This is a genomic window from Streptomyces plumbidurans (assembly GCF_019857225.1).
In the GTDB taxonomy this organism is placed as follows: domain Bacteria; phylum Actinomycetota; class Actinomycetes; order Streptomycetales; family Streptomycetaceae; genus Streptomyces; species Streptomyces plumbidurans.
Genome location: NZ_JAFJSY010000066.1, coordinates 1 through 25,286, shown reverse-complemented (window position 1 = coordinate 25,286; position 25,286 = coordinate 1). Strand labels below are relative to the sequence as shown.

At 68.3% G+C, this 25,286-nt stretch carries 19 protein-coding genes and 4 tRNA genes; 13 read left to right on the top strand and 10 right to left on the bottom strand.

Annotated elements, in window-relative coordinates:
- Positions 1-112 precede the first annotated feature (112 nt).
- Genes purS through purL form a run of 3 tightly spaced genes read left to right on the top strand, consistent with a single transcriptional unit; the run spans position 113 to position 3,308 of the window.
- Positions 113-376, top strand: a complete 264-nt coding sequence (gene purS / locus JYK17_RS31075) for a phosphoribosylformylglycinamidine synthase subunit PurS (RefSeq protein ID WP_007383088.1) — start codon at positions 113-115, stop codon at positions 374-376.
- Positions 373-1,053, top strand: a complete 681-nt coding sequence (gene purQ, locus JYK17_RS31070; RefSeq protein ID WP_108015703.1) for a phosphoribosylformylglycinamidine synthase subunit PurQ — start codon at positions 373-375, stop codon at positions 1,051-1,053. Before purS ends, purQ begins: the two co-directional genes overlap by 4 nt.
- A complete protein-coding gene (purL, locus tag JYK17_RS31065) occupies positions 1,050-3,308 on the top strand; it encodes a phosphoribosylformylglycinamidine synthase subunit PurL (protein WP_108015704.1) in 2,259 nt (752 codons plus the stop codon). The genes purQ and purL overlap by 4 nt, the downstream gene beginning before the upstream one ends.
- A gap of 61 nt (positions 3,309-3,369) precedes the next feature.
- On the opposite strand, the gene JYK17_RS31060 is transcribed toward purL, so the two are convergent.
- The gene (locus JYK17_RS31060; protein ID WP_128802327.1) at positions 3,370-4,848 is read right to left on the bottom strand and encodes an MFS transporter; all 1,479 of its coding nucleotides are present in this window, start codon (positions 4,846-4,848) and stop codon (positions 3,370-3,372) included.
- A gap of 79 nt (positions 4,849-4,927) precedes the next feature.
- Here JYK17_RS31060 and JYK17_RS31055 point away from each other — a divergent pair, with 79 nt between their 5' ends.
- The 5 genes from JYK17_RS31055 (at position 4,928) to purM (ending at position 9,931) form a co-directional block, all read left to right on the top strand.
- Entirely contained in the window at positions 4,928-5,575 is a 648-nt protein-coding gene (locus JYK17_RS31055; protein ID WP_108015706.1) for a TetR/AcrR family transcriptional regulator, read from the top strand.
- A gap of 10 nt (positions 5,576-5,585) precedes the next feature.
- Entirely contained in the window at positions 5,586-6,383 is a 798-nt protein-coding gene (locus JYK17_RS31050) for a maleylpyruvate isomerase family mycothiol-dependent enzyme (protein ID WP_108015707.1), read from the top strand.
- A gap of 39 nt (positions 6,384-6,422) precedes the next feature.
- Positions 6,423-7,226: an META domain-containing protein gene (locus JYK17_RS31045; RefSeq protein WP_108015708.1), complete on the top strand. Its 804-nt coding sequence runs from the start codon at positions 6,423-6,425 to the stop codon at positions 7,224-7,226.
- A gap of 61 nt (positions 7,227-7,287) precedes the next feature.
- The gene (gene purF, locus JYK17_RS31040) at positions 7,288-8,817 is read left to right on the top strand and encodes an amidophosphoribosyltransferase (protein WP_108015709.1); all 1,530 of its coding nucleotides are present in this window, start codon (positions 7,288-7,290) and stop codon (positions 8,815-8,817) included.
- A gap of 43 nt (positions 8,818-8,860) precedes the next feature.
- On the top strand, positions 8,861-9,931 hold the full coding sequence (gene purM / locus JYK17_RS31035; protein ID WP_108015710.1) for a phosphoribosylformylglycinamidine cyclo-ligase: 1,071 nt from the start codon (positions 8,861-8,863) through the stop codon (positions 9,929-9,931).
- An 87-nt stretch (positions 9,932-10,018) separates the two neighbouring features.
- Here purM and JYK17_RS31030 read toward each other — a convergent pair whose 3' ends face one another.
- Together JYK17_RS31030 and JYK17_RS31025 are read right to left on the bottom strand one after the other, a co-directional pair.
- The gene (locus JYK17_RS31030) at positions 10,019-10,267 is read right to left on the bottom strand and encodes a DUF3073 domain-containing protein (RefSeq protein ID WP_108015711.1); all 249 of its coding nucleotides are present in this window, start codon (positions 10,265-10,267) and stop codon (positions 10,019-10,021) included.
- Between the two features lie 290 nt (positions 10,268-10,557).
- Positions 10,558-11,661 (bottom strand): Leu/Phe/Val dehydrogenase, encoded by a 1,104-nt coding sequence (locus JYK17_RS31025; protein ID WP_222811659.1) that lies wholly within the window; start codon positions 11,659-11,661, stop codon positions 10,558-10,560.
- Positions 11,662-11,884: 223 nt separating this feature from the next.
- Here JYK17_RS31025 and JYK17_RS31020 point away from each other — a divergent pair, with 223 nt between their 5' ends.
- Both JYK17_RS31020 and bldC read left to right on the top strand, forming a co-directional pair.
- The gene (locus JYK17_RS31020) at positions 11,885-12,727 is read left to right on the top strand and encodes a DUF8083 family protein (protein ID WP_108015713.1); all 843 of its coding nucleotides are present in this window, start codon (positions 11,885-11,887) and stop codon (positions 12,725-12,727) included.
- 532 nt (positions 12,728-13,259) lie between these two features.
- Positions 13,260-13,466, top strand: coding sequence for a developmental transcriptional regulator BldC (bldC, locus tag JYK17_RS31015; protein WP_003949541.1), 207 nt, complete (start codon positions 13,260-13,262; stop codon positions 13,464-13,466).
- A 483-nt stretch (positions 13,467-13,949) separates the two neighbouring features.
- Here the strand turns inward: bldC and JYK17_RS31010 are convergent, their stop codons facing one another.
- From JYK17_RS31010 to hrpA, 3 genes are all read right to left on the bottom strand, one after another.
- A complete protein-coding gene (locus JYK17_RS31010; RefSeq protein ID WP_108015714.1) occupies positions 13,950-14,150 on the bottom strand; it encodes a DUF6274 family protein in 201 nt (66 codons plus the stop codon).
- Between the two features lie 641 nt (positions 14,151-14,791).
- A tRNA-Asp gene (locus JYK17_RS31005) sits at positions 14,792-14,866 on the bottom strand.
- A gap of 93 nt (positions 14,867-14,959) precedes the next feature.
- Positions 14,960-18,913, bottom strand: a complete 3,954-nt coding sequence (hrpA, locus tag JYK17_RS31000) for an ATP-dependent RNA helicase HrpA (protein WP_222811658.1) — start codon at positions 18,911-18,913, stop codon at positions 14,960-14,962.
- Between the two features lie 177 nt (positions 18,914-19,090).
- Between hrpA and JYK17_RS30995 the strand changes: the two genes are divergently transcribed.
- Positions 19,091-20,263, top strand: coding sequence for an RNA-guided endonuclease InsQ/TnpB family protein (locus tag JYK17_RS30995; protein WP_222811656.1), 1,173 nt, complete (start codon positions 19,091-19,093; stop codon positions 20,261-20,263).
- A gap of 233 nt (positions 20,264-20,496) precedes the next feature.
- Here JYK17_RS30995 and JYK17_RS30990 read toward each other — a convergent pair.
- From JYK17_RS30990 to JYK17_RS30975, 4 genes are all read right to left on the bottom strand, one after another.
- Positions 20,497-20,570: transfer RNA gene (locus JYK17_RS30990), tRNA-Phe, on the bottom strand.
- A gap of 24 nt (positions 20,571-20,594) precedes the next feature.
- Positions 20,595-20,669, bottom strand: a tRNA-Asp gene (locus JYK17_RS30985).
- 38 nt (positions 20,670-20,707) lie between these two features.
- Positions 20,708-20,780: transfer RNA gene (locus tag JYK17_RS30980), tRNA-Glu, on the bottom strand.
- 80 nt (positions 20,781-20,860) lie between these two features.
- Positions 20,861-22,456: a metallophosphoesterase family protein gene (locus JYK17_RS30975; RefSeq protein WP_222811655.1), complete on the bottom strand. Its 1,596-nt coding sequence runs from the start codon at positions 22,454-22,456 to the stop codon at positions 20,861-20,863.
- 95 nt (positions 22,457-22,551) lie between these two features.
- Here JYK17_RS30975 and JYK17_RS30970 point away from each other — a divergent pair, with 95 nt between their 5' ends.
- A complete protein-coding gene (locus JYK17_RS30970) occupies positions 22,552-22,902 on the top strand; it encodes a metallopeptidase family protein (protein ID WP_181362657.1) in 351 nt (116 codons plus the stop codon).
- Between the two features lie 870 nt (positions 22,903-23,772).
- Positions 23,773-25,286 (top strand): DEAD/DEAH box helicase (locus tag JYK17_RS30965; RefSeq protein ID WP_222811654.1); only part of this gene is annotated, 1,514 nt, incomplete at its 3' end.

Genomic DNA, 25,286 nt, shown 5'->3' with positions numbered 1-25,286 from the left:
CTCGTGACGGCCATCACGTAGATTCCTACAAGGTGACGCGCGTAGAAATTTTGTGCAGGTAGTCTGAAGTCGCCAGTAGGAACCTGCTCAGCACCACACACCGGGAGTGCCAGTGGCACGCGTCGTAGTCGACGTCATGCTCAAGCCGGAGATCCTCGACCCCCAGGGCCAGGCGGTGCAGCGCGCACTGCCGCGTCTGGGTTTCGACGGCATCTCCGACGTACGTCAGGGAAAGCGATTCGAACTCGAAGTTGACGGGCCGGTCGACGAGGCCGCGCTCGCCCGCATCCATGATCTTGCGGAATCCTTCCTCGCCAACACGGTGATCGAGGACTTCACCGTGAAGGTCGAGGAAGTCGCGGAGGCCGCGAAGTGACCGCTCGTATTGGCGTCGTCACTTTCCCCGGAAGCCTCGACGACCGGGACACGCAGCGCGCGATCCGTCTCGCGGGCGCCGAACCCGTCGCCCTGTGGCACAAGGACAAGAACCTCCACCAGGTCGACGCGGTCGTCCTCCCCGGCGGTTTCTCCTACGGTGACTATCTGCGGGCCGGCGCCATCTCCCGCTTCTCGCCGGTGATGGAGACGGTCATCGAGCAGGCGAAGGCCGGTCTTCCGGTCCTCGGCATCTGCAACGGTTTCCAGGTCCTGACCGAGGCCCACCTCCTGCCCGGCGGCATGCTCGGCAACGACCACCTGCACTTCATCTGCCGCGACCAGAAGCTGCGGGTGGAGAACGCGGACACCGCCTGGACGGCCGACTACAGCGCCGGCCAGGAGATCCACATCCCGCTGAAGAACATGGACGGCCGCTACGTCGCCGACCGGTACACGCTGGACGAGCTGGAGGCCGAGGGGCGGGTCGCCTTCCGCTACCTGGACTTCAACCCCAACGGCTCGCTCAACGACATCGCCGGCATCACCAACGAGGCCGGCAACGTCGTAGGCCTCATGCCGCACCCGGAGCACGCCGTCGAGCCGCTCATCGGCTCCGGCCGCACCGACGGTCTGCCGTTCTTCACCTCGATCCTCAAGAAGCTGGTCACCGCATGAGCAGGACGCCTCTGGACACGGTCGAGCACGCGGCCGCGACCCCCGACGTCGAGCTGCCCTGGGCCGAACTCGGCCTGAAGAAGGACGAGTACGAGCGGATCCTGGAGATCCTCGGCCGCCGGCCCACCGGCGCCGAGCTCGCCATGTACTCCGTCATGTGGTCCGAGCACTGCTCGTACAAGTCCTCCAAGGTGCATCTGCGCCAGTTCGGCGAGAAGGCCCCGCAGTCCGACGCGCTGCTCGTCGGCATCGGCGAGAACGCGGGCGTGGTCGACGTCGGCCAGGGCTACGCGGTCACCTTCAAGGTCGAGTCCCACAACCACCCCTCCTACGTGGAGCCCTACCAGGGTGCGGCCACGGGTGTCGGCGGCATCGTCCGCGACATCATCGCGATGGGCGCGCGCCCGGTCGCGGTCGTCGACCCGCTGCGCTTCGGCGCGGCCGACCACCCCGACACCAAGCGCGTCCTGCCCGGCGTCGTCGCCGGCATCGGCGGCTACGGCAACTGCCTGGGCCTGCCCAACATCGGCGGCGAGGTCGTCTTCGACGCCTGCTACCAGGGCAACCCGCTGGTCAACGCCGGTGCCATCGGCGTCATGCGGCACGAGGACATCCACCTCGCGAAGGCGTCCGGCTCCGGCAACAAGGTCATCCTCTACGGCGCCCGCACCGGCGGCGACGGCATCGGCGGCGCCTCCATCCTGGCCTCCGAGACCTTCGACGACGCCAAGCCCTCCAAGCGCCCCGCCGTCCAGGTCGGCGACCCCTTCCAGGAGAAGCTCCTCATCGAGTGCACCCTGGAGGCGTTCAAGGAGAAGCTGGTCGTCGGCATCCAGGACCTCGGCGCGGCCGGTCTGTCCTGCGCCACGTCCGAGCTGGCCTCCAACGGCTCCGGCGGCATGCGCGTCACCCTGGACGACGTCCCCCTGCGCGACTCCACCCTCTCGCCCGAGGAAATCCTCATGAGCGAGTCGCAGGAAAGGATGTGCGCGGTCGTCGAGCCGGAGAAGGTCGACCGCTTCCTCGAGATCTGCGACAAGTGGGACGTCATCGCCACCGTCATCGGCGAAGTGACCGACGGCGACCGCCTGGAGATCTACTGGCACGGCGGCAAGATCGTCGACGTCGACCCGCGCACGGTCGCCCACGAGGGCCCGGTCTACGAGCGCCCCCTGGCGCGCCCCGACTGGCAGGACGCCCTGCAGGCGGACGACGCGAACAAGCTCGCGCGGCCCGCCTCCTCCGAGGAGCTGCGGGCGCAGGTCCTGCAGCTGGTGGGCTCGCCCAACCAGGCCTCCAAGAAGTGGATCACCTCGCAGTACGACCACTTCGTGCAGGGCAACACCGTCCTCGCGCAGCCCGAGGACTCCGGCATGATCCGCATCGACGAGGAGTCCGGCCTCGGTGTCGCCATCGCGACCGACGGCAACGGCCGCTACGCCAAGCTCGACCCGTACGCGGGCGCGCAGCTGGCCCTCGCCGAGGCGTACCGGAACGTGGCGACGACCGGCGCCAAGCCCCTCGCCGTCTCCGACTGCCTGAACTTCGGCTCGCCCGAGGACCCGGCGGTGATGTGGCAGTTCGCGGAGGCCATCCGCGGACTGGCCGACGGCTGTCAGCAGCTGGGCACGCCGGTGACCGGCGGCAACGTCTCGCTGTACAACCAGACCGGTGAGGCCGCCATCCACCCGACCCCGGTCGTGGCGGTCCTCGGCGTCATCGACGACGTCACCCGGCGCACGCCCGTCGCCTTCCAGGAGGAGGGCCAGCTGCTCTACCTCCTCGGCGACACCCGCGAGGAGTTCAGCGGCTCGGCCTGGTCGCAGGTCGTCCACGACCATCTCGGTGGCCTGCCGCCCAAGGTCGACCTGGAGCGGGAGCGGCTGCTCGGCGAGATCCTGATCTCCGCCTCCCGCGACGGCATGATCGACTCGGCGCACGACCTGTCCGACGGCGGTCTGATCCAGGCGGTCGTGGAGTCGGCACTGCTCGGCGGCAAGGGCGCGCGACTGGTCGTACCCGACGGGCTGGACGCGTTCACCCTGCTGTTCTCCGAGTCGGCGGGGCGCGCCGTCGTCGCCGTGCCGCGCTCGGAGGAGGTCCGCTTCAACGACATGTGCGGTGCGCGGGGCCTGCCGGTCACCCGCATCGGTGTCGTGGACGGCGACACGGTCGAGCTCCAGGGCGAGTTCGAGCTGTCGCTGCAGGAGCTGCGCGAGGCACACGAGGGCACCATCGAGGCGCTGCTCGCCTAGGCGGTCCGCAGGACGACGAAGGCCCCGCCCGTTCCGCACGGGCAGGGCCTTCGGCCTGTTCTCATACGGCCACCGGCTGCTTCGCCGGCTCCGGGGCGGCCGTCCCGGGGCGGGACCTGGGCAGCCTGAGCGCCATCAGCGCGGCCACCGCCATCAGGGCGGCGCCGCACCAGAACACCACGTTCGTCGCGTCGACGTAGGCCTGCACGCCCGCCGTGCGTGCGTCGCCGGTCAGCCGGGCGAGCGCGCTCACATCGCCGCCGGGGCCGTCGGCCGCGTACAGGCGGGTCAGGACGGTGCCGAACATGGCGGTGCCCAGGGCGTTGCCGAGGGCCTGGAAGTAGCGGACGGAGGTCGTGGCGACGCCGAGCTGCGGGCGCGGCGCGGAGTCCTGGACGAGCAGGATCAGCTGGCCGAGCAGCTGCCCGAACCCGGCCCCGACCAGCAGGAGTTCACCGCGGATCAGCCACAGCGAGGTCTCCGGGCCGGTCGTGGCGGCGAGCAGGACGAACGCGAGGGCGGCGGTGACCGTGCCGCTGATGGTGAAGGTCCGTGCCGTCCAGCCGCGGGCGCCCAGCGGGCCGGCCAGCAGCCCGGTCGCCGACAGGCCCACGGCCATCGGGATCAGATACAGGCCCGCGGAGGAGCTGCTGATGCCGCGGGCCAGCTGCAGGTAGACCAGCACGTAGTAGATGGCGCCCGTCATCGCGGCCCCCATGATCGCCTGGACGGCGAAGCCGAGCCGCAGCTCACGGATGCGGAACAGGCCGAGCGGCAGGACGGGTTCGGCGGCCCTGAGCTGGCGCCACACGAACAGGGCGAGTGCGATGACGGTCGTGGCCGCGAGGCCGAGGACGACCGGTGACGTCCAGGCGTACTTCTTGCCGCCCCAGTCGGTGACCAGGAGCAGCGCGCTGGAGAACGCGGCGGCGAGCACGGCGCCGCTGTAGTCGAGCGGGCGCCGTTCGTGCTGCTCGGGGAGCTTCAGCGCGAGCGCGGAGGCGACGAGGACGACGAGGCCGACGGGCAGGTTGACGTAGAAGATCCAGCGCCAGCCGGCGTGGTCGGCGAGTACGCCGCCGAGCCAGGGGCCGATGGCCATGGCGCCGCCGGCGACGAGCCCGCCGGCGTTGGTGCCGGAGTTCTTCTCGCCCGGGGTCCGCAGGTGGGCGATGACGACCATCGTCACGCTCATCAGGCCGCCGCCGCCCAGGCCCTGCAGTGCGCGGGCCGCGATCAGCTCGGTCATCGACTGGGCGGCGCCGCACAGCGCGGAGCCGAGCAGGAAGGTGGCGATCGCGCCGGTGAAGACCCGCTTGGGGCCGGCGACGTCGCACAGCTTGCCGTACAGCGGCAGCAGCGCGGCCGAGGCCAGGGCGTAGGCGCTGATCAGCCAGGGGATCTTGTCGATTCCGTGGGCGGGGTCGAGGTCGTGGGCGATCGGGACGGTGGCCGCGGACACGATCTGCAGGTCCAGGACCGCCAGGACGATGGTGAGCAGGCAGACGAAAAGGCCGACTTTGCGTTGGGTCTCGGTCATGGGAACCACCATGCCCAATGTTTGTGTACCGAGTCAATGTTTTATCCGGGATTAAAAATCGCCTTGGTACAGTGCTGGCATGACGGCCGAGACGATGGGACTGCGCGAGCGCAAGAAGCGGCAGACGGCGATGCGGATCTGGCAGGTCGCGGTCGAGCTGTTCACCGAGCGCGGCTTCGACAACGTCTCCGTGCAGGAGGTCGCCGACGCCGCCGAGGTCTCGAAGATGACCGTCTTCAACTACTTCGGCACCAAGGAGGACCTGGTCTTCCGGCCCATGGAGGAGCACTTCCAGGACGCGGCCCGCGCGGTGCGCGAGCGGGAGCCGGGGGAGAGCGCGGTACAGGCCGTACGCCGCCAGTTCCTGAGCATGATCGAGACCCGCGACCCCTCGATCGGCCTGCACAGTGAACCCTTCGCCCGCCAGGTGCGTCAACTCGTCGCCGACACACCGGTGTTGATGGAACGGGCCTTCCTCTCCGCCCAGCAGGGCACCCGCGACCTGGCCGCCCTGCTCGCCGAGGAAACAGGCGACCTGATGCTCGCGACGGTGGCCGCCGCGATGCTCAGCGCCGCCCGCAACGCCCTCGTCGAGGAGCACCACCGCCGCATCACCGCGGGCGAACCCGTCGACACGGTCGCCGCCGACGCCACCGCCCGCGCGGAGCAGGCCTTCGCACTCGTGGAGCAGGGCCTCGGCACCTACGCGCGCAAGGCCGGGATCTAGGCTCACCGCCATGCCCCCGGCCAAAAAACGCGCCCGCACGTACGACTCCGTCAAGATCCGTGCCGCCGTGAGCGCGCAGTTCGGGCATCTGCGCGATGCCGTGCGCACCCTCGGCCCCGAACAGCTGGCCGCGCCCACGCGGCTGGGCGAGTGGACCGTACGGGACCTGATCGCGCACACCGGCATGGCACTCGGTGCCGTCAGCCGGTTCCTGGAGCTGCCGGAGCCGCCCCGGCAGCAGGTCACGGCCCTCGACTGGCCGTTCGCGACCGCCGGCAACGCGGCCGGGATCGACGACATGAGCCGCCGGCTCGCCGGCGACAACCCCGATCCCGACGCCTACCTCGCCGCCGTCGAGAGCCGCTTCAGCGCCGACCTCGCCGCACACCCCGGCGCCCGCCTGCTCGCCACCAACACCGGCCCCATGCCGCTCTCCGACTACCTGGTCACCCGCACCGTCGAACTGATCGTCCACACCGACGACCTCAACGACGCCGTCCCCGGCCTCGAAGTGCCCTACGAGCGCCAGGCCCTCGCCGCCTGCACCCGGCTGCTCGCCGACGCCCTCGCCGCCAAGGCGCCCGGCGGCGCGACCGAGGTGCGGATCCCGCCGTACGCCGTGGTGCAGTGCATCGAGGGGCCCCGGCACACCCGCGGCACCCCGCCCAACGTCGTCGAGACCGACCCGCTGACCTGGATCCGGCTCGCCACCGGGCGCGTGACCTGGGCGGAAGCGGTCGAGCGGGCCCGGGTCGGCGCGAGCGGCGAGCGGGCCGACCTGAGCGGGCTGCTGCCGCTGATGGGGTGAAGCGGGGAACCGGCCTCCGGTCCCTCCCGTCCCACCGGTATGGACAAACAGCGACTCACCCTCGCCGTCCTGACCGTGCTTCCGTTCGTCATGGCGTGCGGCAGCGACACAGCCGGCGACCCGGCCGGCGCCTCCGCCGCCTCCGAGGTGGCGGGCGTCCACTGGAAGGTCGACAGCGTCACCGTGGACGGCACCACCCGGCACGCCCCCGCCGGCGCCGACGCCGACCTGCGCATCGGCAAGAACGGCACCGCCGAGGGCAGCTACGGCTGCAACGAGTTCGGCGCGAAGGCCGCCCTCACCGGCCACCACGTCAAGCTGACGCACGCCCGGCAGACCCTGATGGCCTGCGAACCCGCGCGCATGGCCTTCGAGCGCGCCTTCTCGCACACCCTCGTCGACCACACGCTCACGGCCGACCTCAAGGGGAACAAGCTGACGCTCACCACCCACGACGGCGACCGCATCCACCTCACCAAGGAGCAGGACACCCCGCTGTACGGGACGAAGTGGACGATCACCTCGCTCGGCCGGGACGGCACCGCGGCGAGCCTGCCGCCGCAGGCCAAGGGCTCCGCATACCTCACCTTCGACAAGAAATCGGGCAAGGTGACGGGCCGCCTGGGATGCAATCACGTCACCGCGAAAGCCACCGTCCGCGACGGCCGGATCACGCTGGGCCCCGCCTCCACCACCCGAATGATGTGCGACGCCTCACTCATGCACACCGAGAAGAGCCTCCTGCGCCTCTTCGACGGCACGGCCACCTATCGCGTGGATCACCGCACCCTCACCCTGACCAGCGAAAACGGAGAAAGCGCCGAAGCCGTCGCCGGACGGTGATCCACTGCCGGCGCCCATCCCCAATTCGGACCAGTGGTCGATCTCGCCTACACTCGGTGCCGTGCCACGTGGTGACGGTCGACTCAATCATGATCTGCTCCCCGGTGAGAAAGGCCCCCAGGACGCCTGCGGCGTCTTCGGAGTCTGGGCTCCGGGCGAAGAGGTCGCCAAGCTCACTTACTTCGGGCTCTACGCCCTCCAGCATCGGGGCCAGGAATCCGCGGGAATCGCGGTCAGCAACGGCTCCCAGATCCTCGTCTTCAAGGACATGGGCCTCGTCTCCCAGGTCTTCGACGAGACCTCGCTCGGTTCGCTCCAGGGTCATATCGCGGTCGGTCACGCCCGCTACTCGACCACCGGCGCCTCCGTGTGGGAGAACGCGCAGCCGACGTTCCGTGCCACCGGGCACGGCTCCATCGCGCTCGGCCACAACGGCAACCTGGTCAACACCGCCCAGCTCGCCGAGATGGTCGCCGACCTCCCGAAGAAGGAGGGCGGCCGCACCCCGCGCGTCGCGGCCACCAACGACACCGACCTGCTGACGGCCCTGCTCGCCGCCCAGGAGGACGACAGCGGCAACCCGCTGACCATCGAGGAGGCCGCCCACACGGTCCTCCCGCAGGTCAAGGGCGCCTTCAGCCTCGTCTTCATGGACGAGCACACGCTTTACGCCGCCCGCGACCCGCAGGGCATCCGCCCGCTGGTCCTCGGCCGCCTGGAGCGCGGCTGGGTCGTCGCCTCCGAGTCCGCCGCCCTCGACATCTGCGGCGCCTCCTTCGTCCGCGAGATCGAGCCGGGCGAGTTCGTCGCCATCGACGAGAACGGCCTGCGCACCTCACGATTCGCGGATGCGAAGCCCAAGGGCTGTGTCTTCGAGTACGTGTACCTGGCCCGCCCCGACACCGACATCGCCGGCCGGAACGTCTACCTCTCCCGCGTGGAGATGGGCCGCAAGCTCGCGAAGGAAGCCCCGGTCGACGCCGACCTGGTCATAGCGACCCCCGAGTCCGGCACCCCCGCGGCCGTCGGCTACGCGGAAGCCTCCGGCATCCCGTTCGGCAACGGTCTGGTCAAGAACGCCTACGTCGGCCGGACCTTCATCCAGCCTTCACAGACCATCCGCCAACTCGGCATCCGACTGAAGCTGAACCCCCTCAAGGAAGTCATCAAGGGCAAGCGGCTCGTCGTCGTCGACGACTCCATCGTGCGCGGCAACACCCAGCGCGCCCTGGTCCGGATGCTTCGCGAGGCGGGCGCCGCCGAGGTCCACATCCGGATCTCGTCCCCGCCCGTGAAGTGGCCCTGCTTCTTCGGCATCGACTTCGCCACCCGCGCCGAGCTGATCGCCAACGGCATGACCATCGACGAGATCGGCACCTCGCTGGGCGCCGACTCCCTGGCCTACATCTCCATCGACGGCATGATCGAGGCGACCACGATCGCCAAGCCGAACCTCTGCCGCGCCTGCTTCGACGGCGAGTACCCGATGGATCTCCCGGACCCCGAACTGCTCGGCAAGCAGCTCCTGGAGACCGAACTGGCGGCCGGTCCGGCAGCCACGGCCGCGGCCGACGCGATCCGTCGCCCGTAACGCCCGTCCCACCTGCAGTACGACACGAAAGTTCTCACCAGCCATGTCTGAGACAACCGGTGCCAGCTACGCAGCCGCGGGCGTCGACATCGAAGCGGGCGACCGCGCCGTCGAACTCATGAAGGAGTGGGTGAAGAAGACGCAGCGCCCCGAGGTCCTCGGCGGCCTCGGCGGCTTCGCCGGCCTCTTCGACGCCTCCGCCCTCAAGCGCTACGAGCGCCCCCTGCTCGCCTCCGCCACCGACGGCGTAGGCACCAAGGTCGACATCGCCCGGCAGCTGGGCGTGTACGACAGCATCGGCCACGACCTGGTCGCCATGGTCATGGACGACATCGTGGTGTGCGGCGCCGAGCCGCTGTTCATGACCGACTACATCTGCGTCGGCAAGGTCCACCCCGAGCGGGTCGCCGCCATCGTCAAGGGCATCGCCGAGGGCTGCGTACTGGCCGGCTGCGCCCTCGTGGGCGGCGAGACGGCCGAGCACCCGGGCCTGCTGGGCGCGGACGACTTCGACGTCGCCGGCGCCGGAACGGGCGTCGTGGAGGCCGACCGGCTGCTCGGCCCGGATCGCATCCGTACGGGTGACACCGTGATCGCCATGGCCGCGTCCGGGCTTCACTCGAACGGGTACTCACTCGTGCGGCACGTCCTGCTGAACCAGGGCGGGCTCTCCCTCGACGCGCGCATCGAGGAGTTCGGCCGCACCCTCGGCGAGGAACTGCTGGAGCCCACCAAGATCTACTCGCTGGACTGCCTGGCCCTGACCGGCACCACCGAGGTGCACGCCTTCTCGCACATCACGGGCGGCGGCCTGGCCGCCAACCTGGCGCGGGTGATCCCCGACGACCTGCACGCGATCGTCGACCGCTCCACCTGGACCCCGGCTCCGGTCTTCGACCTTGTCGGCCGGACCGGTCAGGTCGAGGGCCTGGAGCTGGAGAAGACCCTCAACATGGGCGTCGGCATGATCGCGATCGTGCCGCAGGAGTCGACGGACGTGGCCCTGGCGACGCTGGCCGACCGTGGGGTCGAGGCCTGGGTCGCCGGAGAGATCACCGACCGCGGCGAGCACACCACCGGCGCCGCCCTGGTCGGCACGTACGCACAGCAGTAACGCCGCGGGCCGGCAGTTGCGAAAGCAGCGCAAAACCCGGTCCGGTGGTGTGGACCACCACGGACCGGGTCGAGCGCAGCTGGATCGTCAAGCGCCGCGGCGTTGCGACGCGGGACCGGACTCGTCGTCCTCGTCCTCGTCGTCGTTATAGAGATCCGCGTACTGGGCGTACGGGTCGTCTTCGTCGTCGTCCTCGAACGGCTCGCCGTTCGGCGGCTGGCTCGAAGTCGAAGCGCCCAGCTCGCTGGCCAGACGCGACAGGTCAGTCCCGCCGCTGTTGTACTTCAGCTGGCGGGCGACCTTCGTCTGCTTGGCCTTGGCCCGGCCGCGCCCCATGGCTCGACCCCCTCGGTGACGGGGCTCGACGGCCCCAGAGTCTTGACACGCGTTCATGATCTGGAACGGACTCTCGAAGGAGAGACCGGTCCGTAGGGCTTCCACGGTACCTGAGCCCACGCCCATACGGTACGTCGCCCGCAGCACGGGCCCGGCCACAGGACCCTCGGGGCGCCCTGTCCCCGCTGGTCAACCGCGATTTTAACCACTTCTGAGCGGGCGACCCGCCGACGAACGTGAGAGTTCTCTCTAAGTGTGCGCCGACGGGTACCGGTCAAACCTTCCGGAGGTCAGCGACCCTGCCCCGCGGCCGCCTCGTGCATCCGCTGCTCGGCGATCCGGTCGGCCGCGGCGGCCGGCGGAATCCCGTCCTCCTTCGCACGTGCGAATATGGCGAGCGTGGTGTCGAAGATCTTCGCCGCCTTCGCCCTGCACCGGTCGAAGTCGAAGCCGTGCAGCTCGTCGGCGACCTGGATGACACCGCCGGCGTTCACCACGTAGTCCGGCGCGTAGAGGATCCCGCGGTCGGCGAGGTCCTTCTCCACGCCCGGGTGGGCGAGCTGGTTGTTGGCGGCGCCGCAGACCACCTTGGCGGTGAGCACCGGCACGGTGTCGTCGTTCAGGGCCCCGCCCAGCGCGCAGGGCGCGTAGATGTCGAGGTCCTGGACGCGGATCAGGGTCGCGGTGTCGGCAACCGCCGACACCCCCTCCGGGTGGGCGGCGACGATGCGGCCCACGGCCTCCTCGCGCACGTCCGTGACGACGACCTCGGCGCCCTCGGAGCGCAGGTGCTCCACCAGATGCCGGCCGACCTTGCCGACGCCCGCGATGCCGACCTTGCGGCCGCGCAGCGACGGGTCGCCCCACAAGTGCTGGGCACTGGCCCGCATGCCCTGGTAGACGCCGAAGGCGGTCAGCACGGACGAGTCGCCCGCGCCGCCGTTCTCGGGGGAGCGGCCGGTCGTCCAGCGGCACTCACGGGCCACGACGTCCATGTCGGCGACATACGTGCCGACATCGCACGCGGTGACGTAGCGGCCGCCGAGCGAGGCGACGAACCGGCCGTAGGCGAGCAGCAGCTCCTCGGTCTTGTCCCGCTCCGGGTCTCCGATGATCACGGCCTTGCCGCCGCCGTGGTCGAGACCGGCCATGGCGTTCTTGTACGACATCCCGCGCGCGAGGTTGAGGGCGTCGGCGACTGCGTCGGCCTCGCTCGCGTACGGGTAGAAGCGTGTACCGCCCAGGGCCGGGCCCAGAGCGGTGTTGTGGATGGCGATGACGGCCTTGAGGCCACTGGCGCGGTCCTGGCAGAGCACGACTTGCTCATGTCCGCCCTGGTCCGAGTGGAACAGGGTGTGCAGTACATCAGCAGGCGCGCCGGTTACGTCGGTCACTGTGGTGACTCCTGAGTACATAGCGGCGGGTTGGAGACCAGCTCCCGTGTGGGTGGCGGGGGCTGTGAGGACGAGATTAGAGCCTGTGAGCCCCGCCATCCGCGCAGTGCTCAGGATCACCTACCGGCGATGGGCGTCCGTGCGACGATTTGCATGGATTTCCCGCGTGTTCGTCAGCGGGCCTTGCAGGTTTTCCCGGTGGTGGGCGGGGGAGGGAGCAGGCGTGCCCAAGGTGTCCTCGGTGATCGTCCCGTATGCGACGTACTTGCGCGTGTACGAACCACTGGCCGCCTTCCCCGAACCGGAGCGCGGCCACTGGGCGCGCTACGCCCGGCGCCCCGACCGGCCCTCGTACCAGGACGAACTGCGCCGCTCCCTGGCCGACTTGCTGCCCACCCCGCCGATCCCCGTGCCCGTGCACGAGAGCAGCGACGCCTTCGTCGTCGAGGTGGACGGCGTGGTGTGCGTCTGCCCCTGGCGCACCCGGCTGCGCGGCTGGCTGGCGCTGCAGGAACTGCCCGAGGAACTGCCCAAGCCGGTCCTGGAGGCCGTCCTGCCGGCGGTCGTACGGCGCCAGGCCACCCAGGACTACGAGCGCTGGCTGACCCGCAACCCCGACGCCCGCCCCTGGATCCGCACCTCCACCTGGCAGGTGCCGCTGCACTGGTTCGTACTCGTCTCCGACGAGGAACGGCGCTTCGACAAGGGCTCCGGCGAGATCCCCCCGATGCTGCGCTACCGCACACCGATGGTGCAGGCCCGGCGGCGCGTGGCGCGGGCCCTGCGCGCCCTGAAGGACGGTATCGACGAGGGGCCGCTGATCGACGGCCTGGTGGACGTGGGGCGCTGGCTGGAGGAGTTCCATCCGCGCTCGCTGGTGGAGCTGGACTACGGCGGCCTGGTGCACACGCTGCCCGCCGGCGAGCTCGAGGACGACCACTCGGCGGCCGACGTGGCCGAGGGCATCGAGGCGCTGCGGCTGGGCGACGGACCGGCCGCGGGGGCGGCGTACGCGCGGCTGGTGGAGCGCTGGCGCTCCGTCAGGGACCGTCGCTCAGCGAACTGACGTTTGACGTACCGCTCGTTTTGGGGTTTTGTCCTGGCACCGAAGTGTGCGCCGTGCTCGACGAGAACGGCGGACATTGCCTCCCCGGCATGGGACGTAGGTCACGATCCGGGCGTTCGTCCCAAGTGACGCTCAATCACAGCCAAGCGTGATGGACCGCACGTACGAGGCTCTTGCGTCTCTTGCCCCTCCTCATGCCAAAATAGGACAAGGAGTCCGGGGAGGACTCCGCCCGCATTGCACGCTTTGGGGGGTCTCGTGACTCCTGATCGTCCTGTGACTGATCGTCACAGTGGCGTGACTGTCCGCTATGGCATGGTCCATCGGCTTCCGTCGCTGATGAACAACTGGAGGGGCAATTCCATCGGTTTGGCCGACGCGGCTGGACAGATGGTGTAGTTGTAGTGCCGAGGACAAGCCGTTCGTCCTATAACCGACTCGACTCGCGTCCGCCATTTCGGGCAACGCGGGTCAAGGTGCAGAATTTAGAGGAAAGAACCGAGAAGGTTCGGTTCTCCCGAGGAGGCCGCTCATGACCGCTCGCACCCCTGATGCCGAGCCGCTGCTGACCCCGGCTGAGGTCGCCACGATGTTCCGCGTCGACCCCAAGACGGTCACGCGGTGGGCGAAGGCCGGCAAGCTCACTTCGATCCGTACGCTCGGCGGGCACCGCCGCTACCGCGAGGCGGAGGTGCGCGCCTTGCTGGCGGGCATCCCGCAGCAGCGCAGCGAGGCCTGAACAACTCCATAACCGGGCAAAACGGCAGGTCCCCCAACGTGCCGCAGCGCCCGAAACCCTAGCTCCAAGCGACGCGGGGTCTGCCCCAACAGGCTCCACGCCCACATCCCTCAGAGCTTTCGAGCACATGACAGGGTGCGTCGTCGATCGCGCTGGACTCCGCCGAGTCCAGCGCGATCTTTTTTGTGCGTCTGACGTGCCAAAACCACCGCCCTGTGAGCGGCCTTGTCGGAGTCTGGGGAGGGCTGTCGGATCTCCTGTGAGCAGCCCCTGAACGGGGGCCACGACACGCCTCCCGCACAGTGCAATTGCACATATTAAATTGACCAGTTGTAGGCAGGGTGTAAGTACCGCACTCTCAGAAACTCATGCGGTGACTCCCGTCACATGACAGAGTCCTTGTCGCTCCCGCCACAAGTGCGCTAAAGGAAGCCTGCGCTCCACGCCCCCGCGACGACACGGGCGTTGACACCCGGCCGACACTCACGCGCCTGCCGGACTCTCGTCCTCCACCCCGTCTTCCGGGGCCTCGGCAAGCTCCGCAGGCCTCTGCGCGGCGTCCAGCGCCAGCCGCAGCAGGTGATGGCATATCGGGCAGTGACGAGTCAGATGGCCGTACGACGAAGCAGCCGACAGATGCGCCCGAAGCAGAGCCCGAGTCTCGTGCCTGACCGTCGCCGTCATGCCCCACCTCCACGGGCCGCCCGGGGAAGTGGCCCTGTCTTCTGGGTACCTACGGAACTTGACGCCGTCAAGACGGCCCGAACCCCACGAGGACGCTGACGGGACGTGGGGGGCTGGAGGGCCGCGAGACACGAAGAAGGGGGCGCACCCCCTGCGGGGTGCGGGAGGCAGACACGAAGAAGGGCCCGCACGCTTGCGGATGCGGGCCCGGCTGGTTGTTGCGGTCCTGACGGGATGTGCTGTGTTCGATTGCGGCTCCGCCGCGGGCGCGGCCTCCGCGGTGGTGGGGCGGCGAGGGGGCGCAGGTGCGGGATGCGAGTTGGGCCCGCACGCTTGCGGATGCGGGCCCGGCTGGTTGTTGCGGTCCTGACGGGATGTGCTGTGTTCGATTGCGGCTCCGCCGCGGGCGCGGCCTCCGCGGTGGTGGGGCGGCGAGGGGGCGCAGGTGCGGGATGCGAGTTGGGCCCGCACGCTTGCGGATGCGGGCCCGGCTGGTTGTTGCGGTCCTGACGGGATGTGCGGTGTTCGATTGCGGCTCCGCCGCGGGCGCGGCCTCCGCGGTGGTGGAGCGGCGAGGGGGCGCAGGTGCGGGATGCGAGTTGGGCCCGCACCCTTGCGGATGCGGGCCCAACTCATTGCTGCGGTCCTGACGGGATTTGAACCCGCGGCCTCCACCTTGACAGGGTGGCGAGCACTCCAAACTGCTCCACAGGACCAGGTTTCGCAGGGCGAATGGTGCGTTGCGCTGCGAGAAGAGACTGTACAGGAGGGTGAGCGCCTGGTCGAACTCACCCCCGGTGCACAGGCGGTTACGGAACGGCCGCGTCGATCGCCTTCACGATCCGCTTGTCCGAGACCGGGTACGCCGTCCCGAGCGCATGCGCGAAATAACTGACCCGCAGCTCCTCGATCATCCACCGGATGTCCAGCACCGCAGCCGGCACCGGACGCCCCTTCGGAAGCTGCTCCAACAGCCACGCGTACTCGTCCTGCATCTCATGGACCTTCTCCATGCGCGTGGTGTCCCGCTGAACGTTCGTCGGCATCTGCTGCAGCCGCCGATCCGCCGCAACCAGATAACGCATCAGATCACCCAGCCGACCCAACCCCGAAGCCGTCACAAAACCCGGCCTCACAAGCGCGTCCAACTGCCCCCGCACATCCTGAAGATTCGCCAGCAGCACAGGACTGCGTACGGACTTCAAACGGCGCTCACAAGCCTGCCAGGCCGCCAGAACCTGCTGCACCTGACCCACCGCCCGCACCGTCGTGTCCACGATCTCCGCGCGCACCTTGTCGTACAGCTTCCGGAACGACTCCTCGTCCCACACCGGCCCCCCGAACTCCCCGATCAACCGATCCGCCGCCGCCATCGCACAGTCGTCGAACAGAGCCTGGATCGACCCATGAGGGTTCGCGGACAACGCGAGCTTCTGCGCATTCGACAGCTTCTCGGAAGCGAACTTCGCAGGATTCACCGGGATGTTCCGCAGAATCAGCCGACGCGTCCCCTTCCACATCGCCTCCGCCTGCTCCGCCTCCGTGTCGAAGAGACGTACGGAAACCGTGTCACCGTCGTCCACCAGCGCCGGATACGCCTTCACCGGCTGCCCAGCCCGACGCGTCTCGAAAACCCGGGTGAGCGAGCCGATCGACCAGTCCGTCAGCCCCCGACGCTCCAACGACTCACCCCCCTCACGCGACGCAGACGCCGCAGCAGCCTGCGAAAGAGCCTTCCGCGCCTTCGGCTTCAAACTCAGCTTCAGCGCCTCCAGATCCTTGTCCTCCGCCAGCTTCCTGCGCCGCTCGTCGACAATGCGGAAAGTGATACGCAGATGCTCCGGCACCCTCGCCCAGTCGAAGTCCTCCGCCTCGAACGGCACACCGACCATGCGCCTGAGCTCCCGCGCCATCGTGACCGTCAACGGCTCCTGAAGCGGCGAAGCCGTGGCCAGAAAACGCTTGGCGAAATTCGGCGCCGGCACATAGTTGCGGCGGATCGGCTTGGGGAGCGAGCGGATCAGCTCCGTCACCAACTCCTCCCGCAGACCCGGGATCTGCCAGTCGAAACCCTCATCCGTCACCTGGTTCAGCACCTGCAGCGGGACATGAACAGTCACACCGTCCGCATCCGCACCCGGCTCGAACTGGTACGTCACCCGGAACTTTAACTGCCCCTGCCGCCACGAGTCCGGATAGTCCGCCTTCGTGACCGCCTCCGCCGACTCCCGGATGAGCATCTCCCGCTCGAAATCCAGGAACTCCGGCTCCTCATGCCGCTTGTGCTTCCACCAGGAATCGAAGTGCGCCCCGGACACCACGTGTTCGGGCACTCGGGCATCGTAGAAATCGAAGAGCGTGTCGTCGTCGACGACGATGTCCCGGCGCCGCGCCCGGTGCTCCAACTCCTCCACCTCGCTGAGGAGTTTCCGGTTGTCCGCGAAGAACTTGTGATGCGTACGCCAGTCACCCTCGACGAGCGCATTGCGGATGAACAGCTCCCGGCTGACCTCCGCATCGACACGGCCGTAGTTGACCTTCCGCTGCGCGATGATCGGCACGCCGTACAGCGTCACCTTCTCGAACGCCATCACCGCCGCCTGATCCTTCTCCCAATGCGGCTCGCTGTACGTACGCTTCAACAGATGCCCGGCCAGCGGCTCCACCCACTCCGGCTCGATCCTCGCGTTGACGCGAGCCCACAGGCGCGACGTCTCCACCAGCTCCGCCGACATCACGAACCGCGGCGGCTTCCTGAACAGAGCCGAACCCGGGAAAATCGCGAACTTGGCGTTCCGGGCCCCCAGATACTCGTTCTTCGCGCCGTCCTTCACATCCTTCATGCCCACATGCGACAGCAGACCGGCGAGGAGAGAGACGTGGACGCGATCACCCGGGGCGTCCTCCTCATTGAGGTGGATGCCCATCTGCTTGGCGACAGTGCGCAGTTGGGAGTAAATGTCCTGCCACTCGCGGATACGCAGGAAATTGAGGTACTCCTGCTTGCACATCCGCCGGAACGAACTCGAGCCCCGCTCCTTCTGCTGCTCCCTGATGTACCGCCACAGGTTGAGATAGGCGAGGAAGTCGCTGGTCTCATCCTTGAAACGAGCGTGCTGCTGGTCGGCCTGCGCCTGCTTGTCCGCCGGGCGCTCACGCGGATCCTGAATGGACAGCGCGGCGGCTATGACCATGACCTCACGGACACAACCGTTCTTGTCCGCCTCCAGAACCATCCGCGCCAGCCGCGGATCGACAGGCAACTGCGCGAGCTTACGGCCCGTCTGCGTCAACCGCTTGCGCACATCCTTCTCAGCCGGATCCAACGCACCCAGCTCCTGCAACAACTGCACGCCGTCACGGATATTGCGGTGGTCCGGCGGATCGATGAAGGGGAACTTCTCGATGTCACCGAGACCGGCCGCCGTCATCTGCAGAATGACGGAGGCCAGGTTGGTGCGCAGGATCTCCGCGTCCGTGAACTCCGGACGGGCAAGGAAGTCGTCCTCCGAGTACAACCGAATACAGATGCCGTCACTCGTACGGCCGCAGCGGCCCTTGCGCTGATTGGCGCTCGCCTGCGAGATCGGCTCGATCGGCAACCGCTGCACCTTGGTGCGATGGCTGTAGCGGGAGATACGAGCGAAGCCCGGATCGATCACGTACTTGATACCCGGAACCGTCAACGAAGTCTCGGCGACGTTGGTAGCCAGAACGATCCTGCGCCCGGTGTGCTGCTGGAAGACGCGATGCTGCTCGGCATGGGAGAGACGGGCGTACAGGGGCAGGATCTCCGTGAAGCGGTACTGCTTCTTCGTCAGCGCATCCGCCGTGTCCCGGATCTCCCGCTCGCCCGAGAGGAAGACGAGAATGTCGCCCTTCCCCTCAGCCATCAACTCCTCGCAGGCATCCGTGATCGCGGTGATCTGGTCCCGATCCGCGTCCTCGCCGTCCTCCTCCAGAAGCGGGCGATAACGCAACTCCACCGGATACGTACGCCCACTGACCTCGACAATCGGGGCATCACCGAAGTGGCGGGAAAAGCGCTCGGGGTCGATCGTCGCGGAGGTGATCACGACCTTGAGATCAGGGCGCTTCGGCAACAGCTGCGCCAGGTAACCCAGCAGGAAGTCGATATTGAGAGACCGCTCGTGCGCCTCGTCGATGATGATCGTGTCGTAGGCACGCAGCTCACGGTCGGTCTGGATCTCGGCCAGCAGAATGCCGTCCGTCATCAACTTGATGAACGTCGAATCCTGATTCACCTGGTCGGTGAAGCGCACCTTCCAGCCCACAGCCTCCCCGAGCGGGGTGTCCATCTCCTCCGCCACCCGCTCGGCGACCGTGCGCGCGGCGATACGACGGGGCTGGGTGTGCCCGATCATCCCGCGCACACCCCGGCCCAGCTCCAGACAGATCTTCGGGATCTGCGTGGTCTTGCCGGACCCGGTTTCACCAGCAACGATCACCACCTGGTGATCACGGATCGCGTCCGCGATCTCGTCCTTCTTCTGGCTGACCGGCAGCTGCTCCGGATACGAAACGGCCGGCACCCGACCGCGCCGCTCACCCATCCGCTGCTCAGCCCTCGCCACCTCCGCATCGATCTCGGCGAGAACAGCGGCACGAGCCTCCGGCTTACGGATCTTGCGCGCACCTTCGAGCCTGCGCCCGAGCCGGTGCGCATCGCGCAGGGACAGCTCGGTCAGGCGGGAGGCGAGAGCGCCGAAGGCCGGCGCGGCGGGGGCAGAGTGCGTAGACATACGCGATCCAGGATCTCACCTCCCGGAAATCCCTGGCGAACGATTTGTCGCGCCCACCCCCGACAGCACCACCGCAGACACGCGCGCACCTCGACCGCACGTACGAATGATCACTCGAGGAGGTGATCGAAAGCCGATCGCCAGACCGAACCCACCCCAAGATCTAGATTTTCGTACGTGAAGCTCGTCATCCGCGTGAAACTCCTGCCGACCCCCCACCAGGCAACGGCCCTCCAGGCAACCCTGCGCACCTGCAACGAGGCCGCCAACCACGCGTCCCGACACGCCTTCACCACCGGCATCAAACAGAACCGCGAACTCCGCACACAGATCTACTCCGAGATCAAGGAACGCTTCAGCCTCGGCGCCCAAGCCGCGCAACTCGCCATCAAGAAGGCCTGCAACTCATACGCGTCCCTCCACGGCAGCCTCAAAGGCGGCCACCTCGGCCGACCCGGCGCCAAGCGCCACACGAAGGCCACCAGCAAGCCCATCACCTTCCGCCCAGACGCCGCCCAGGCCTACGACGACCGCATGCTCTCCTGGCAGACCGAGCAGCGAACCGTATCCATCTGGACCGTCCACGGCCGCATGAAACGCATCCCCTACACCGGCCAGGAAGACCAACTCCGCCTCCTCGCCCACCGCCGCCAGGGCCAATCGAACCTGCTCCACCAGAACGGCCACTGGTACCTGCTGGCCGCCATCGACGTCCCCGAACCCCCACAGAACCCCGCCCCGCATGACTTCATCGGCGTCGACCTCGGCATCGAGAACATCGCCACCACCTCCACCGGCAGACGACACAGCGGCCGACAGATCAACCGCACACGCCAGAACGACCGCCGCCTCTACCGCCGCCTCGACACGAAGAACACCCGCTCGGCCAAACGACGGGCCAAACGCCACGCAGGCAAGCAGGCCCGACGCACCCGCGACATCAACCACAAGATCAGCAAGCACATCGTGACGGAGGCGCAACGCACCGGTCGCGGCATCGCCCTCGAAGACCTGAGCGGCATCCGCGAACGGGTACGGCTGAAGAAGCCCCAACGCGTCACGATGAACTCCTGGGCCTTCGGGCAGCTCCGCTCCTTCATCGCCTACAAGGCACGCAAGGCCGGGGTACCCCTGGTGCACGTCAGCCCGGCGTACACCAGCCAGGAATGCTGCCAGTGCCACCACATCGACAAACGCAACCGGCCCTCCCAGGCCGTGTTCGCGTGCAGGTCCTGCGGCTTCGTTGAGCACGCCGACCTGAATGCGTCCCACGTCATCGGCCGACGCGGCTGGTGGGTGTGGGTCTGCGGGGCCGAGTCACAGGTCCCTGCCCTGACGCTGGTCGTCTAGGGCTGGATGCGCCGCTCCCGCCGAAGCCATCGGCGGGGGCGAGCTGCAAGCCGGGGTGTCTGACCGGTAGCGGACTCGGACGCTCGTACACGGAGCGATCATGCCCAAGGTGCGGGGCCCGAGCTGCAAGCCGAGGGCTCACTGGCAGCGGACGCGATCGCTCGTCCACGTAGCGATGATGCACAAGGCGTACATACAACAAGGCCCCGATCCGGAGATCGGGGCCTTTGCTGTGGCTGGGGCCGGGGTCGAACCGGCGACCTGCCGCTTTTCAGGCGGCCGCTCGTACCAACTGAGCTACCCAGCCATGAGATCTTCGAAAAGATCTCCGCGGTCCTGACGGGATTTGAACCCGCGGCCTCCACCTTGACAGGGTGGCGAGCACTCCAAACTGCTCCACAGGACCAAGCTGTTGCGTACGACAGTGTCGCACACGGTGTTGCGTGCCCCCAACGGGATTCGAACCCGTGCTACCGCCTTGAAAGGGCGGCGTCCTAGGCCGCTAGACGATGAGGGCTATCGGCCCGCCTGGGCGCCTCTCAGCGCGTCGGGGACGTGAGAAGCATATGGGATGGCGGGAGGTATCGCCAAAACGGTTTAGGGGGAGGTGGAGACCGAGGGTGACGAGGAGACCGAGGGGGGCGTGGAGGTCGTGGCGGGCGAGGGTGTGGCTCCCGGTTGGTTCTCCTTCGGCAGGTGGCGGGTGACCTCGGCTGTCGTCTCGCCCAGGCCTCCGAGCTTGATCGAGTCCCAGGCCTGCAGGAGCCGGGTGTCGCGGTCGAAGTAGAGGATGGAGGCCTCGACGGGGGCCGGGTATGTGTGTTCCAGCGCTCGTAGGCCGCTGCCGCCGGTGGATCCCTCCATGCGGAGCCGGGTCCCGTATTTGAGGATTTCGTCGCCTTCGTGGTGCAGGTGACCGCAGAGGACCAGTGGTACGTCGCCGTCGACCTCGCGTGCGGCCGATGGTTCGTGGGCCATGGCGATGTCGACGGGTGTGCGTGCGTTTTTCTGGTCGCGCAGGGCGGAGGCGAGGCGGTCGCCGGCGAGTTGTTCGGATTGGTCGGCTCCGGGTGCGTTGGAGCGGTCGGGTGTGAATTGGGGGTCGCCGATGCCTGCGAAGCGCAGTCCGGCGACGGTTTCGGCGTGGCCGTTGTCGAGGACGTGCACGTTTTTCATGTGGGTCAGGTACCGCTGGGTGAGGTCGGAGTCGTGGTTGCCGCGGACCCAGATGTAGGGGGTTCCGAGGTCGGCGATGGGGTCGAGGAAGCCGTTTTCGGCTGCGGTGCCGTGGTCCATGGTGTCGCCGGTGTCGACGATGACGTTGACTTTGTACTGCTGTACGAGCGAGGCGATGATCTTCCAGCTTGCGGGGTTGAGGTGGATGTCGGAGACGTGCAGGACGCGGACGGTGGTGGGGTCGGGCTGGTAGGCGGGGAGGGTGGAGGTGACGTCGTAGAGCTTGGTGACGTTGGTGACGAGGCGTGCCAGTTCTTTTTGGTAGACGTCGAATTCGGTGACGATGTTGCGGGCGTTGCCGACGAGGGATGGGGCGGAGGAGAGGAGGCCGCTGTATTTGGGTTCGAGGACGGATTCGGGGTTCCAGGTGGCCCAGGCGGTGGCTCCAGAGGCGATGAGGAGGGTGAGGGCGGTGGCGCCGGCTGTGAGGGCTTGGCGGGGGCGGCGGTAGACGGCGAGGCCGAGGGCTGTGGCGCCGGAGACGACGGCGATGCAGGAGCGCAGGGCGAGGTCGAGGGTGCCGTGTTCGATGTCGTGGGTGACTTCGTGTTGGAGTCCGGTGAGGCGTTCGGGGTGGTCGACGAGGGCTTGGGCGCGTTCGGGGTCGAGTTGGTCGATGTTGACGTCGAGGCGGACTGGTGCGTGGTGGCTGTTGAGCTGGAGGGCGCCGAGTGGTGAGACGTTGATTTTGGTGCCGCCGGTGAGGGAGGGCCGCAGGGTCATGGTGGTGTTGACGGGGCCGACGGGTACGCGGACGTTGCCGACGATGAGGAGTCCCAGCCAGGCGCCGAGCAGGACGACGGCTACGAGGCTGAGGGCGCGTAGCCAGGGTGGGTGTTGTGGGGTGAGTTCGAGTGCCGGTTGTGGTCGGCGGCGGTTGCGGGGGTGCCGGGTGAGGGCGCGGGGTGCCCTTCGGATGCGGTTGAGTGCGGTGACGGCGGCGGGGACGCGGGCCATTGATCCCGTATGCCCAGGTGCGGGTGTGGATATGCGGTGGGTCGGCGACTGTCGTACGGCTCTCGTGTGGCGCTGTTGTGGCTGACAATGGGCGTGTGCTGGAGATGACGCGCGAGGAGTTCGAGGAGCTGGTCGCTGAGGCGCTGGATCGGATTCCGTCGGAGTTGACGCGGCTGATGGACAATGTCGCGGTGTTCGTCGAGGACGAGCCGCCCGCCGGTGATTCTGAGCTGCTCGGGTTGTATGAGGGCACTCCGTTGACGGATCGGGGTGAGTGGTATGCGGGTGTGCTGCCGGATCGGATCACGATCTACCGGGGTCCGACGCTGAGGATGTGTGCGTCGCGGGAGGACGTGGTGGCGGAGACCGAGGTGACGGTGGTGCATGAGATCGCGCATCACTTCGGTATCGACGATGCGCGTTTGCATGCTCTTGGTTACGGGTGAGTGGGGCGCGTGTCCTCTTGTGGGCGGCGGGAGTTGGGGAGGTTGACTCCTGTTCCCACCCCGGAGGTGGCTTTCCGTGCGCCCCATGTTCGTACCTGTTCGTCTGGCTGCCACGGTGATGGCTGTCGCTGCTGCCGCCGGTTGTATGAGCGTGGGTGGGGACGGGGGCGGTGGGGGTGTTCGGCCGTCGCAGTCGGCGCGGGGTCATGGTGGTGAGGCGCCGGACGGGGGGTCGGGGGTTTCGCGTCGGGGTGCCGGGGGTGGGGTTGCGCTCGACGGCAAGCATGGTGGCGGCAGGGGGAAGGGCGGGAGGGGCGGGGAGTCGGCGTCGCCTTCGGTGTCGCCGTCGGCGGGGGCGGGTCGGTCTGCTGCGGCGTCGGGTGGGCCGGGGAAGCCTGGTAGGCCGGGTGCGTCGACGTCGGCCGGTGTGACGCCGACTGTGTCGCGTCCGGCTGATCCGCCGGCGTCGCCGAGTCAGCCGTCGGTGTCTGCTTCGCCGGAGCCGACGGTTGCGGAGCCGTCGTCGTCGGCGCATCAGGAGGCTGGGCCGCAGTTGGCGGAGCGGGAGCCGGCGCCTGCGGCGGGGGCGCCTGTTGCGGGGGAGCCTGCGTAGGAGCGCCCGGCAAGGCCCTGGCAGGTCGTACGCCGTTTGAGGTGTGACGTACGTCTACGGGGCTCGGTTTGCCTTCGGGGGTGGAGGGTGCGTATGGTGGTAGATCGTTTGATCCCATTTGCCCGGCGCCACTGCAGAGCGCGCCGTGTGGCGCGTACTCTCCCTTGCCGTGGCGGACCGCATAGAGGCGGTCGTAATTGCGAAACACGGAGTTGACGGGCGCGTGCCGACGAGACTCCGGAAGGTTTCGCTTACGCATGTCCATTTCCAGTACTGATCACGTCGTCGTGCCCGAGAACGAGGGCACCGAGGACGCTGTCGAGGTCACGTTCGCGGACCTCGGTCTCCCCGAGGGCGTGGTGCGCAAGCTCGCCCAGAACGGCGTGACCACCCCCTTCCCGATCCAGGCGGCGACCATCCCGGACGCCCTGGTCGGCAAGGACATTCTCGGCCGTGGCCGCACGGGCTCCGGCAAGACTCTCTCGTTCGGTCTGCCGACCCTGGCGACGCTCGCCGGTGGTCGCACCGAGAAGCACAAGCCGCGCGCTGTCATCCTCACGCCGACGCGTGAGCTGGCGATGCAGGTGGCGGACGCCCTGCAGCCGTACGGCGATGTCCTGGGCCTGAAGATGAAGGTCGTCTGCGGCGGTACGTCGATGGGCAACCAGATCTACGCCCTGGAGCGCGGCGTCGATGTCCTCGTCGCGACTCCGGGCCGGCTGCGCGACCTCATCAACCGTGGTGCCTGTTCCCTGGAGAACGTGCAGATCGCGGTGATCGACGAGGCGGACCAGATGTCCGACCTGGGCTTCCTGCCCGAGGTGACGGAGCTGCTGGACCAGGTTCCGGCGGGCGGTCAGCGGATGCTGTTCTCGGCCACGATGGAGAACGAGATCTCCACGCTGGTCAAGCGCTACCTGGTCGACCCGGTCTCGCACGAGGTCGACAGTGCTCAGGGCAATGTCACGACGATGTCGCACCACATCCTGATCGTGAAGCCGAAGGACAAGGCGCCGGTCACTGCGGCGATCGCGTCCCGCAAGGGCCGCACGATCATCTTCGTGCGTACGCAGCTGGGTGCGGACCGTATCGCCGAGCAGCTGCGTGACGCGGGTGTGAAGGCGGACGCGCTGCACGGTGGCATGACGCAGGGTGCGCGGACGCGGACGCTGGCGGACTTCAAGGACGGCTACGTCAACGCGTTGGTCGCGACCGATGTGGCGGCTCGCGGTATTCACGTCGACGGCATCGATCTGGTGCTGAACGTGGACCCGGCCGGCGACCACAAGGACTATCTGCACCGTGCCGGGCGTACCGCTCGTGCGGGTCGTACGGGCACGGTCGTGTCGCTGTCCCTGCCGCATCAGCGTCGCCAGATCTTCCGGTTGATGGAGGATGCGGGCGTGGATGCCGGGCGGCACATCATCAACTCCGGTACGGCGTTCGATCCGGAGGTCGCCGAGATCACCGGTGCGCGTTCGATGACGGAGGTTCAGGCCGAGTCCGCGGGCAATGCGGCGCAGCAGGCCGAGCGTGAGGTCTCGCATCTGACGAAGCAGTTGGAGCGTGCGCAGCGGCGCGCGACGGAGCTGCGCGGCGAGGCCGACCGGCTGGTGGCGCAGGTTGCCCGTGAGCGTGGGGAGGACCCGCAGGTCGCGGTGGCGGAGGCGCAGGCGGCGGTTGCCGAGGCGGCCGAGGTGTCGGTGCCGGAGCAGTCGGTGGCGCCGGATGCGGACAGGGCGCCGGCTTCGTCGTCGTACGAGCGTCGGGA